The 11,911-nt window shown below is 55.4% G+C and carries 10 protein-coding genes and 1 tRNA gene; 7 read left to right on the forward strand and 4 right to left on the reverse strand.

Features of this window, described 5'->3' with window-relative positions:
* Nucleotides 1-753 carry an ABC transporter permease gene (locus C0058_RS14690; protein ID WP_172834573.1) on the forward strand — a complete coding sequence of 251 codons (753 nt, stop codon included), beginning with the start codon at nt 1-3 and terminating at the stop codon, nt 751-753.
* Nucleotides 754-800: 47 nt separating this feature from the next.
* Here C0058_RS14690 and C0058_RS14695 read toward each other — a convergent pair whose 3' ends face one another.
* Together C0058_RS14695 and C0058_RS32795 are read right to left on the reverse strand one after the other, a co-directional pair.
* Nucleotides 801-4,163 (reverse strand): membrane-targeted effector domain-containing toxin, encoded by a 3,363-nt coding sequence (locus C0058_RS14695; RefSeq protein WP_256579599.1) that lies wholly within the window; start codon nt 4,161-4,163, stop codon nt 801-803.
* Nucleotides 4,164-4,476: 313 nt separating this feature from the next.
* The gene (locus tag C0058_RS32795; protein ID WP_003207572.1) at nt 4,477-4,614 is read right to left on the reverse strand and encodes a hypothetical protein; all 138 of its coding nucleotides are present in this window, start codon (nt 4,612-4,614) and stop codon (nt 4,477-4,479) included.
* 173 nt (nt 4,615-4,787) lie between these two features.
* Here C0058_RS32795 and C0058_RS14700 point away from each other — a divergent pair, with 173 nt between their 5' ends.
* The gene (locus C0058_RS14700) at nt 4,788-4,982 is read left to right on the forward strand and encodes a hypothetical protein (RefSeq protein ID WP_003207574.1); all 195 of its coding nucleotides are present in this window, start codon (nt 4,788-4,790) and stop codon (nt 4,980-4,982) included.
* Between the two features lies 1 nt (nt 4,983).
* Here C0058_RS14700 and C0058_RS14705 read toward each other — a convergent pair whose 3' ends face one another.
* The gene (locus C0058_RS14705) at nt 4,984-5,361 is read right to left on the reverse strand and encodes a hypothetical protein (protein WP_032899365.1); all 378 of its coding nucleotides are present in this window, start codon (nt 5,359-5,361) and stop codon (nt 4,984-4,986) included.
* A gap of 243 nt (nt 5,362-5,604) precedes the next feature.
* Between C0058_RS14705 and C0058_RS14710 the strand changes: the two genes are divergently transcribed.
* Nucleotides 5,605-7,902, forward strand: a complete 2,298-nt coding sequence (locus C0058_RS14710; RefSeq protein WP_102368901.1) for an acylase — start codon at nt 5,605-5,607, stop codon at nt 7,900-7,902.
* Between the two features lie 214 nt (nt 7,903-8,116).
* Nucleotides 8,117-8,190: transfer RNA gene (locus tag C0058_RS14715), tRNA-Cys, on the forward strand.
* A 153-nt stretch (nt 8,191-8,343) separates the two neighbouring features.
* Here the strand turns inward: C0058_RS14715 and C0058_RS14720 are convergent.
* A complete protein-coding gene (locus C0058_RS14720; RefSeq protein ID WP_371857020.1) occupies nt 8,344-8,865 on the reverse strand; it encodes a tyrosine-type recombinase/integrase in 522 nt (173 codons plus the stop codon).
* Nucleotides 8,866-8,981: 116 nt separating this feature from the next.
* On the opposite strand from C0058_RS14720, the gene C0058_RS14725 reads away from it, so the two are divergent.
* The 3 genes from C0058_RS14725 to C0058_RS32635 all read left to right on the forward strand — a co-directional run bounded on the left by C0058_RS14725 (nt 8,982) and on the right by C0058_RS32635 (nt 11,904).
* Nucleotides 8,982-9,563: a hypothetical protein gene (locus C0058_RS14725; protein WP_102368903.1), complete on the forward strand. Its 582-nt coding sequence runs from the start codon at nt 8,982-8,984 to the stop codon at nt 9,561-9,563.
* Nucleotides 9,564-9,577: 14 nt separating this feature from the next.
* The gene (locus C0058_RS33050) at nt 9,578-10,000 is read left to right on the forward strand and encodes a phage tail protein (protein WP_256579600.1); all 423 of its coding nucleotides are present in this window, start codon (nt 9,578-9,580) and stop codon (nt 9,998-10,000) included.
* Nucleotides 10,001-10,614: 614 nt separating this feature from the next.
* Nucleotides 10,615-11,904, forward strand: coding sequence for a hypothetical protein (locus C0058_RS32635; RefSeq protein ID WP_158660288.1), 1,290 nt, complete (start codon nt 10,615-10,617; stop codon nt 11,902-11,904).
* Nucleotides 11,905-11,911: the final 7 nt, after the last annotated feature.

The following is an 11,911-nucleotide window of genomic DNA, read 5'->3' on the forward strand; positions in this document are numbered from 1 at the left end:
TTGGGGTTGCCGGGCTGGTTGCTTGGCTTGAGCGGGTTGGCGGGGTTGTTGTTGCTCTGGTGGCTGGGGGTGAAGGTCTTTGGCAGCGCGGACGGTTTGTCTGCGCGGTTTTCGCTGTCGGCGACCCTCGCCAGCCTGTGGGAGTTGCTGGGCCGCAGCGAGCTGTACCTGAACATAGCCGTGAGCCTCAAGCGGATCTTCGTCGGGCTGTTCCTGGCATTGCTGATTGGTGTACCGCTGGGCTTGCTGGTGGGTAGTTCGCGCAAGCTGGAGGCGGCGACCACGCCGGCGTTCCAGTTTCTGCGGATGATCTCGCCGCTGTCGTGGATGCCCATCGTGGTGATGTTGATGGGCGTGGGCGACCAGCCGATCTACTTCCTGCTGGCGTTCGCAGCGGTGTGGCCGATTCTGCTGAATACGGCGGCGGGTGTGCGTCAGCTCGATCCGCGCTGGTTGCAACTGAGCAAGAGCCTGAGCGCCACGCGCTGGGAAACCTTGCGCCGGGTGATTATTCCCGGGGTGATGGGGCACGTGCTGACCGGCGTGCGCCTGGCCATCGGGATCCTGTGGATCGTGCTGGTGCCGTGCGAGATGCTCGGGGTCAGTGCCGGGCTGGGTTATTACATCCTCGACACTCGCGACCGGCTGGCCTACTCGGAGCTGATGGCGATGGTGCTGCTGATCGGCTTGTTGGGGTTTGCCCTGGATGCGTTTGCGCGCTGGTTGCATCAGCGCTGGGTGCATGGAGGGTGAACACCTCATGCAAAGGCTCGGAGGCTTTCCGGGCCTTTGCGATGTGCTCAGGGTTTCACGTAGATGCGCAGGTCGCCTGGAATATCGTTGGGCTGTAATGGCCGGTTCGGGTCTGGCGCAGGGTTTTTTGCTTTAAGCCCGATGCTGCTCTGGGTCATGTTCCTGTTGTCAAAAACCCCGATGCCGATGCTTTCCGTCAGTTCCGCCAAGCCCGGAACACCTTCGGAGGTGTTCATGTGCGCGCTTCCCACTAACGCGACCCACTTTTCGGTGCCCGAGTTTGCCTGGATGGTTTCCGCAGCGTAGTAGTTGAACTCCTTGAGCCGCTTTTCAGAGTTGACGCCAGTGCGGGTGCGATCACGGGATTTGTCGTGTCTATGTCGCGTCAGGTAATAGTGATCGAGGGGTAAAAGCTCTATTCCATTGTCTTCAAATTTTTTCTTGAGTTGCTCCAGTGTTGGATTCGTGCGGCGAGTGTTGCTGTTTCCGAGCATTCCGATTCCATCATCAGCGGGGCCACCGATGTAGTCGATATACCCTTCGAAATAGACTTTTTTGACACCCTGGCTTTTTAGCGTATCGACGTTGTCGAACAGCATTTTAAAGCTGGCCATCTGCGAGTGAGACTCTCCAAACACCACGCCGTTTGATGCTTTCAATGCCTCCGTGATCAGATCGGCTGCGGGGATCGGTACGGGGATATCGGGGATTGTAGGGCGCGGCGGAAGGCCTCCATCCTTGATCGCCTCATAATAGTCCTCCATTTCCACCCGAAACTTATCCAGCGTTGCCTGGCGGGTGTCGAGCTTGAAATGGTCGACTTCGAGCCTTCCTTTCAAACTTTCCACGTATTGGCCCTCGGGTAACGGCTTCCTGATTCGAGGTGGGCGGTTGACGGTGTTTGTCGGGTTAAACCGGTGAGTGCTCTTGCTCGAAGCGGCATAGGCGTTGGGGGAGGGCTCCAGCGTATCAGCGCTACTGAACGCTTGCAGGGGGCTGCCGTACGGCTGGTGCTTTTGTGCGTCGAAAGCGTACCACTTGCCCTTGATCTGCACCGCGCTGCCCTCGACCGTCTGCTCGCCCATCTGGAATGAGCCGGTAGCGGCTGCGTCATATCGAGTGCCGGCGGCGGCAAGCTCGCTGTTGCTCGCTGTACCCTTGAGCGTTTTCAAGCCCTGGGTGGCTGCGTTTGCGCCGTCGATGGCGAGTTTTACCGCGCCGACTACCAGGTCGCCAAGTCCGCTCAGCGGATTGAGTTCCGAGAGTGCGGTAACCCCGAAAATCTTGCTCAGCTTGAGGGCTTTGCTGGCCGCGCTGCTGGCAGTGCTCAGGGTTTTTCCGACCTTCGCGGCGACGCCTGCACCTGCCGTGAGAAAGCCGAACGCATCAAATGCCAGGTCGGAGAACCCATCTTTATAGTTGCCATTACTGAAGTTGACGATGGCCGACCTGAGCGGAACAAGGTCGAGAAAAAAGTTGCCGATGGTGCTGGCGACCGTCCTTCTATGCTCATCCGGCGTACTTCCGGCCGCTTGTTGCCTGACGGATTCCAGATCGAGCCCCTCGACGATTGAATCCGCAAGGTACTCCGCCCGGAAATTCCTGAACAGGTTGGGATTGGATCCCTCGAGCGGGTTCTCTTGCTTTATATAGTCGCGCTTGGCATCGAAGGTGGAGAACTCTTCTATTCGGGTTACTTCGTTGGCGATCTTCTGGTCCTGGCGCGTGATAACTGCGTTGCTGACTTTCCTGATGCTGCCTTTTTCGGTATCGAACTCATAGGTGGACGGCTTGTTCTGGTGTTTTGTGGTGACCAGTATTTTTTTGCTTGTATGGAAGAGGGTTTCTCCCGCGAATGGTGTCCAGCTGACTCTGTAGGATTTTTCTTTGTAGAAGTTCAGCTTTCCTAACCGCAAGTTTTCTTTGTCCTCCGGTGGAAGGTTGGCGAGGGCATTCAAGATGGAATATTTCTTGACGGTTTTATAGTCGCTTATGGTCTGGCTAATGGCTTTGTCAAAGGTGTCGGGGACTTTAAAGCCGGGGCCATGGGTAAAGGCGGCGAAGGCATCAAGGTCGACGCCATGCGTTCCAGGTTTGAGCTCCCAGTCTGATGCCGTTATTTTCTCGCCTTGCATGGTCAGGTCCAGCATGGAATAAGGGCCGCGAGTGGGGATCGTCTTGTTGGCGGTTTTGTTGGGCTTGAGCAACACCTTCTCTTCAAAGGGGACGCCTTCGCCAAATTTTTCCTTGAGCAGGTCCAGCGCCATCTGCTTGCGGCTGGGCATCGGGGTGTCAAGCAAGCCGGAGGCGTGTTTCAGCTTGCCCAATTGATAGTTGAACGCGTCCATGGCGGTATCAATGTCTGGTTTTTCGTAAAGCGTGTCGTCTTTCGCCTCAAGCACCCCATTGACCACGGCCCAGTCCAACAATGCCGCAGTTTGGGCAGCTTCGGGCGCGGGCCCACTTGAGTCGGCGGCGATCATCACTTTGGCAAAACTCATGTTCGCTACGCTGCCAGGGGACCTGGCTTCGATGGCGGCCGCCGCGATGCACAGGTTGGCCCAGGCCAGGCTGCCGTAGACCACGCTGTCGGGAATATCCTTGATCAGCAACTGCGGCGCCGCCCGCATCAACAGCAGATGCGTACCCAGCGAGGCGTTGGCAGGTGAGGTTTTGCCGGTATCACTCAAGTGCTCGCGCAGGCCGGCGACGATCGCCGAGGTGGGTTTGCCCCAATAGTGTTTATGTGACAGGTCGAATCCGGCCACTTTGTTGCGATGCGGTTGGGTGATGGATTCCTGATCCAGATCGAGGTTGATGGCCGCCAGTACGTGATCATTCACACTGCTATCAGTCGGAATGCTCTCCAGTTTGGTCTGCAAGGCCTCTCCCAGCGCCTGGCCTCGGGGGGAACGGATAAGGGCTTCCAGCGTTTTGGCCGGATCGCTCGAGGCGTCGCTGGAGAGCGGCAGGTTACCGTTCAGAAACTCCAGGAGCCCCCGCTGCTGGCTTGCTTGCTGAACATCCGGAGGGCCAGCGGCATGTTCTCTGGCGGCGGTGAGCAGTTCGTTCTGCTGAGGTGTGCTCAAGGGCAGGGGCCAGGACAAGGCGCCGCCCAGATTTCCCCATGGATGGGGGTGGGAACGTGTCAGCGATGTGCGCGCCAGGGTCAGCAGCTCATCATGGGTGGTTGGCTCGGGCAGGCCCATAGCCTTGAGAAAGTTTGCAAGACTCACGGCGTTAGCACTATTTGGGGGGTAAGAAGAGTTGGGCGCGAGGTCGATCAGCGTGCTTCCCAGCGCAGATCGCACCACCAGAAACGGCGCGTTCGGTCCTGCCAACGTGGCGACATGAGTGAGCTGCTGCGCCAGTGCCTGCCAGTTTTTTCGGTCAGCCAGCGCGGTCTCCAAGGCTTTCGGGCCATTGGGGGGCGGTGTGTCAGCCGCGGGGTCCGGAATGTCCGTTGCGCTTTGCAATATTTCATCGGGGTATGACGGTATATCGGGGAGTGGTATCGGAGGAGGGGGCGGTGGTGGGTATGCAGTGGAGGAAGGAACCGAGTTGCTGACTATCATCGTGAACACCTTTAGGCACGCTCATTCAGGAATGCGCCTTTCAGGAAAACCTCCCTGCTTCCTGGACGCTCTTGCTGAGTGTCGGAAGCAGGGGCAATGGCTCCGCCTGTAAAGTGTTCAAGATGTCAGAAAATGTACGGATGACCGATCAGCGATGGTAATACCCCGGTCCGCCTTCGCTGTAGCGATGGTCATGCCAACCGCCGCCGCCGTGGGGGAAAATAATGCAGCCGCTCATGCTCAACATGATCAGCAAGGGAATCAGCAGTGTGATTCGACGAAGCATTTCAAAATCCTCTAGGGTGCTCTCAGGTTCAATCAGGCGTTGGGCAAGCCAAAGTTTTTCATCGCCTGTAACATGAGACCCCGCCGACCCCAATCCATCCCCGCTAACAGGTATGTGCTTGGTGTGGTAGTCGATACAAAGTGGACACAATTTTTCAGCTTCAGGAACCCGTCATGACCCAAAAGCAACGTTTGAAATACTCGATTCTGATCTCCCTGCTGGTGCTGGGGACGATGTTTGGCCTGTCCTACTTGCAGAACAACGGGGTCATCAGCGAAAAGACGTTCCAGTACATCGCGATTGCGGTAGCGGTAACCGTGGTGGTGATCAACGGTGTGATGCGTCGCAAGGTCAAGCCTAACCTTTGAGTCAGGCCCGGCCTTCCAGGACTTTGGCAGCCTGCTCGTGCAGGCTGTAGCTCTTGTCGGCGTTCAGGGTGATCACGCCTTCGGTGCACAGGCGCTTGAGCACCTCGCGCACGCTGAGAAACGACAACGGGATGCCCAGCTCCAGCAAATGGCTGTGCACGCCGCGCACGCCGAGTGTGCGCTGGTTGTCGGCGGCGGTCAGCAGGGCGTCGATGACCTTCAGCCGGATCAGGCTGGTGCGCAGGCCAAAGCATTTGAGCAAATGACGAATACGCTGGTTGCCATGTTCCGGCGCCTTGCCGAACGCCTGGTTGCCGGTGGCAAAACCTCCGTCATGCATGGGTGAGTGTCCTTCCGTGGGCAGTTGCGAGTTGTACATGCAGAAACTCCTTATCAGAGCCTGATCAGGAAAATGATGGCGCTCTTAGTTAATAAGACGTACGAGCTGCACAAATCATGAAGCGGGGGATGTAGAAATTTTGTCGGTAACATCCTGGAGACATACCGACCTGTCCGAATAAACGCCTGCGGCTGCTAAAATTATTCCCGGTATTTACGTCTTAACTGAGGTGTTGGCGAAGCTGTCCCTCGTCGCGGTGTTTAATTTGGCTGTGGAGTCTGCGTGATTATTTCCAACGGGTTGTTCAGGGTGTGTGTGGCAGGGGCGTTGCTGGGGCTGAGTCTTTCGGCCACGGCGCGGGTGCAGGAGCAACAGGCCACCGCCGAGATCCGTCGCACCAGCTTTGGTGTCCCGCATATCCGGGCCAACGATGAGCGTGGGCTGGGGTTCGGCATCGGTTATGCCTATGCCCAGGACAACCTGTGCCTGCTGGCCAATGAGGTGGTAACGGTCAATGGCGAGCGTGCCAGGTACTTTGGTCCCGAGCAGGCGACCCTGGAAGGGCGTAACAACCTTGCCAACGACGTGTTCTTCACCTGGCTGAACACCCCCCAGGCCGTTGCGGCATTCTGGAAGGCCCAGCCCCCGGCGATGCAGCAGCGCATTGAAGGGTATGTTGCCGGTTACAACCACTACTTCAAGGAGCGCACTGCCCAGGGTTTGCCGGCGCAGTGCCAGGCGGCCTGGGTACGGCCGATCACGGCCGAAGACCTGGTCAAGCTGACCCGCCGGCTGCTGGTGGAAGGTGGCGTCGGACAATTTGCCGAGGCCCTGGTGGGGGCCACGCCGCCCAACACCGTCGCCCAGGTGGACAGCAAGGCGTTTGAGTTCGCGGCGGCCAACCAGCAACGTTTCGCCCTGGACCGTGGCAGCAACGCGGTGGCGGTGGGGCGTGACCGTTCGTTCAACGGCCGCGGCATGCTGCTGGCCAACCCGCATTTTCCGTGGGTGGGCGGCATGCGTTTCTACGAGATGCACCTGACCATCCCCGGCCAGCTGGATGTGATGGGCGCTGCGTTGCCGGGCCTGCCGGTGATCAATATCGGCTTCAACCAGCACGTTGCGTGGACGCACACCGTTGATACGTCCAAGCACTTCACCCTGTATCGCCTGACTCTGGACCCCAAGGACCCGACTCGCTATTTGCTGGACGGCAAGTCCGTGCCCATGGATAAAACCACGATCAAGGTAGCGGTAAAAACTGCCGACGGCGGTACCCGGGAGCAGTCCCGCACGGTCTACAGCTCGCAGTTCGGCCCCATCGTGCAATGGCCGGGCAAACTCGACTGGGACGCCAAATATGCCTTCAGCCTGCGGGATGCCAACCTGGGCAACGACCGTGTGCTGCAACAGTGGTACGCGATGAACCGCGCGGCGAACCTCAAGGAACTGCAAACCTCGGTACACACCCTGCAAGGTATCCCGTGGGTCAACACGGTGGCAGCGGATGACCAGGGTCAAAGCCTGTACATGAACCTGTCGGTGGTGCCGAACGTCAGCGCGAAAAAGCTCGCACAGTGCAGTGACCCACGGGTCGGGCTGCAATTCATCATGCTCGACGGCTCTCGCAGCGCCTGCGCCTGGGACGTGGACCCGCGTGCCGCCCAGGCCGGGATCTTCCCCGCCGAGCAACTGCCGCAACTGGAGCGCACCGACTACGTGCAGCACTCCAATGACTCGGCCTGGCTGGTCAACCCCAAGGCACCCTTGACCGGGTTCTCGCCCGTTATCAGCCAGGACAAGATCGGCTTGGGCCCGCGTGCGCGCTTTGCCTTGCAACGCTTGCAGGAGCTCGACAAGCAACCGATCAAGGTCGCCGACCTGCAGAATATGGTCATGGACAACCAGGTGTATCTTGCCAGCCAGGTGATGCCGGACTTGCTGAAGTTCTGCGCGGGTGCCGATGCCAGCGTGAAATCGGTGTGCGACAGCCTGAAAAACTGGGACCAGCGCGCCAACCTCGACAGCGGCCTGGGCCTGGTGCACTTCATCAACCTGGCGGAGCAACTGGCGCAAGCGCCGGACGCGTGGAAGGTGGGTTTCGATCCGGCACAACCCCTGACCACACCACGTGGGCTGGCGGTCGATCGGGCAAACGTGGCCAAGGCACTGCATGAAGCGATGCTCGCGTCAGCCGCCGACGTGGCCAAGCGCGGGCTGACGGCGGACAGCCGCTGGGGTGATATTCAGGTCTCGGGCCAGACACCGATCCACGGCGGCCCGCAAGAGCTGGGCGTTTATAACGCCATGCAAAGCGTGCCTCGGGCCGATGGCAAGCGCGAGGTAGTCAGCGGCAGCAGTTACCTGCAGATCGTGACGTTCGACGAGAAGGGGCCCAATGCCGAAGGTGTGCTGGCATTCTCCTTGTCCAGCGACCCCGCGTCGAAATACTTCAAGGACCAGACCCAGGCGTTTTCCGAGAAAAAACTCAGCCCGCTGCCGTTTACCGAACAGCAGATCAAGGCGGACCCGCAGTATCAATTGCAGGTTATCCGTGACAAGGAAGAAGCCGGGCGGTAGGGTAGCCCACCAGGAATGCCTGCCCCTTGAGAGAATATTTTTTGAAATCAAGGGGTTGCAAGCCCTGGCAAATGAGTACATAATTGCGCCCATCGAACGCACTGAAGCATTAAAAACTTCAATGTTTTCAATGAGATAGAGTAGAGGCAAGCTTCACATAGCCCACTCAAGTTTGTATGCGGTGAATGTCGGTTGTAGGGCATTGATCGTTTGAGGCCGAGTAGCAAAATGGTTATGCAGCGGATTGCAAATCCGCCTACGCCGGTTCGATTCCGACCTCGGCCTCCACTCTTAAAGCCCCGTAGATCAATGATCTACGGGGTTTTTTATTGCCTGCGATTTGAGAACGTTTCCGCAACTTTTACAATCGTTTTCGCAACCCCCTGCACTTTGGGAGGCGTTGAGGGGGAGTCGCAACTGGTGGGGAGAGTTTGTGACGCGTTATTTCGTGGGCTTTACGATCTCACCCACGCGCTGACAGACCCGCTTGGTCATCTCTTCGGTGCTGTGGCCGAGCAGGCGGCTGGCATGTGTAAGCTCGATCTCGCTAGCGGCCTTTGGGCGGATGTCCTTGAACTGGAACTGGCGGATCAGCACGGCCAATGCAGGGTCACCGTCGGCGCCGGCTTTGACGGCTGCTTTTTCGCGGGCTTCATCCCAGCGGTTGCGCAGCATCTGCTGGCTCATTCGCAGGCCGGATGCGTTGGTGATCAACGTCGATGTTTTAATACCGTTCAGGGCCCTGCGTTCTAGGAGGTCGCTGATAAAAGCGCTCAGCCCAGATTGCACTCCGTCGTCTTCCAATCGCAGTCGAAGCTTCTTATCGGTTTTGCCTTGTGTCACCCCTAGGAATCCGCTGTTCAAATCTGTGGTGGCCACCTTGAGCACGTCGGCGGGGCGTTGGCCACTCAGGTAGGCCAGGTCCATGGCGTCCTTTAGTTCTTGGGCTGCCTCGGTATACACGGCGTTTCACACGGTATCGCCGGCATAACACTCGGCCCACGATCGGGCGCCGGGCGCCGGTCAGAACAACCACGGCTGTCGCTGGATTCATCAGAATATCGACGGGCGCGGAGGTCATGGGTGGTCTTGACAATAACTCTGCTGTGACCCCTCTGACGCTCAAGAATAGACTAGATGCCCTTTGGGTTTCGGCAACGACTGCTGTGGCTGGGGTACTGAAACTGTCTACGCAGGCTCAAGTGAACGCGGGCATCGACAACTCTACAGCCGTTACGCCGCAAACTCTGGGTGTTCGGTTGGCAGCACTGATTGTAGGCGCAACAGAGGGGGTCGCAGGTATTATTAAAGTTGCGACCAATGATGTGATGGTTGGGTTAACTAACAATTCAGACGCAGTTACCGTGGCGAAGTTAAGGCTAGGGTTCTCTTTGTTGGGAGCGGCCAATGGTTATATCGTACTCCCGGTTTGGATGGGAGGGCTCATTTTTCAATGGGGTGAGACTGCTCACACTGGCTCTGACACCAAAATTACGAGTCTACCTATGGCCTTCCCTAATGGTGTAATGAAAGCTATAGGGGGGACCTTTGCTAATGCGTCTGTCGGACCGCAAGGCATTATCAAAACTGTAAGTTTGAATCAGATTACAACGTATTCGTCGGGCGGGTATAACGTGTCTTGGTTTGTAGTTGGCTGGTAATTTAGGAGGGGTGCATGTCAAGACTATATAGCAAGTCCACCGGGAATCTTTATCTAGCGGGTGTGAATAAAGATATTCCCAATGATGCAATAGAAATATCCGATGAGTTGGTTTTGTCAGTAATTGGGAATCCCGCACCAGGGGAAGTTCGTGCTCATGATGAAAATGGACTTCCTTTTCTCGTGGACGCTCCGCCGCCTACGGTAGAGCACCTCGCGTCTATCGAGCGTGCTTGGCGACTGGTTACTGACGGAATTATCAATCGGCACCGGGATGAGGTGGAGAGCGGCGAAGAAACCACGTTAACGATGGAGCAATACAGGGCGCTCCAGGGTTGCCGGCAGGGGTTGCGCAGTTGGCCAGAGACGCCAATTTTTCCTGACAGTACCGGTCGCCCCGTCGCGCCCACCTGGTTGATTGAGCAACTCAGCGAGTAAGAGGCTTTTCGTTATGCAAATTACAGAGCAGCAGCTACTGCTGATCCTCCCGAACGCCGGCCGCCAAGCCGGCGTTTATCAGCAGGCAGGCTTCCCGGCCACGATTAAGTGGCCTGTTGCACCAAGTTGATCTTTTCAGAATGTCAGGCGGCCGCCATTGAGCGTAACTGGCGAGATGGCGGGCTTCCATTGAGTGATGGTGCGGTGGACCGGCACCCCGACCAGGTGGAAGCGGGCTCTACCACATATCTGACGGCAAGGCGCTCCAGGCCCAGGCGCTGCGTGATTGGCCAGAGAGCGCACCGTTCCCGGACAACATAAAGCGTCCTAACGCCCCAGACTGGTTTATCCCGCCGTCCAGCAAGCCAGCCGGTGCCGATAAGTACCGGAGCGCTTGTTTTGGCGTATGCTTCCTTCGCATCAAGAAATACCGGGTGCGGCGATCTGGTCTAGAATAAACCTGTTGCTGCAGGTTCTTATAGCTAAAGTGCATAGCTTTCGTATTTTATGTTCCTGTTTTTTGATTTTTGGGAGGGTGTAACTCGTACCAATATATTAATGGCGCCGGAGATAATCTGACAGCTAAGGATGCACGAATTCACAAGGAGAGTTTTTTGATCATCACGCTAAGATCTAGAACATTTGAGTTTGTGTTGTTTTTATCTGGATATTTTTTCTATAGGTTTCAATATGGAAGTGAAAATGAATACATATCGTTTAATCTGGGTGTTTTGCAAATCGCAGTTTCTATTTATGCCATAGTTAGATATCCGGTTAGGAGAAGGGCGCTAATTTTTGTATTGTTTTCATCTTTTTTTCTTCTTTTCTTGCAAGTTGCATACTACTCTAATTTTGTAATACCCTGGTCCGGATTGCCAGGGGATGGGGCTGAATATCTTTATGCCGCTATAAGGCTTTGGGTTTATTTGTTTTTTGTTTGTATTTATGCGCTGACTATTGCCAGGGATGATCTTTATAAGTTTTGTGATGTATTTATTTTTCTCTCAAGGTTTTCTGTGGTAATTGCGGTCGCCTCTCTGTTTGTTTTTTATACAGCAGGTGTCTCACTTCTTCTAAATACATATTTTGCAGAGCACCTGATTAGACCGCAAGCATTCTTGTCCGAGCCGTCCTCATTTGCTCCGATTGCTGCGGTATTAATGATTGTTGGGTGGTTAAGAAAATCAAAGATTGATATTGCACTTTCTCTGATCGCTCTAAGCATTACATTCTCTCCTATTTCTATCCTGACAACTTTATTGGCGATTTTTTTGTACTCCTGTTTGTACGGGATAAAAAGTACGTCAGCTAAGATATTTATATTTGTTGTTGCTGTTGTTTCTATGTCGACGCTATTCATGATGGATTGCGCGAATCTTGTTGTAAGCCTTAATGGGTTCGAAAGAACTACTGGCAGGGTTTCGTGCGGAGTTCAAGTTATTTTCGATAGCGGTCTTCGTGATCAGTTACAAGATTTATTTACAAATCAAAGACTTACATCTACATTTATGTCGATGGACCTTGCAAGGCAGTATGGCGGTATACTTCTTGGATTTGGGCTTAATTCATCATCTATTTTTATGCCGGCTTTGGTTGGGGAGGTTAGAGAGAACTCCTTGTGGATTTCGATGTTTTTGTTCTATGGAATAATCGGAGTTTTAGTATTTCTCTCGCTTGTCGTTCTTGGAATGCTTAGGGCAAGAATGGTTAATAGGGAGTTTGTTGTTTTCTATTTGTCAGTACTTGTTGCCTCTACAATAAATTCTGCCGGTGGCTTTTATCTGTATTCGTTATTGTATTTCTCAGTAATAGTTATACTTTTCGGAAGGAAGTCAAGAGAGGTAGATGGATTTCATACCCAGCAAGAAGCGCATCAAGATGATTTGACTTCTTCTACAGAATAAAAAGCGA

This window comes from Pseudomonas sp. NC02 (assembly GCF_002874965.1).
In the GTDB taxonomy this organism is placed as follows: Bacteria; Pseudomonadota; Gammaproteobacteria; order Pseudomonadales; family Pseudomonadaceae; genus Aquipseudomonas.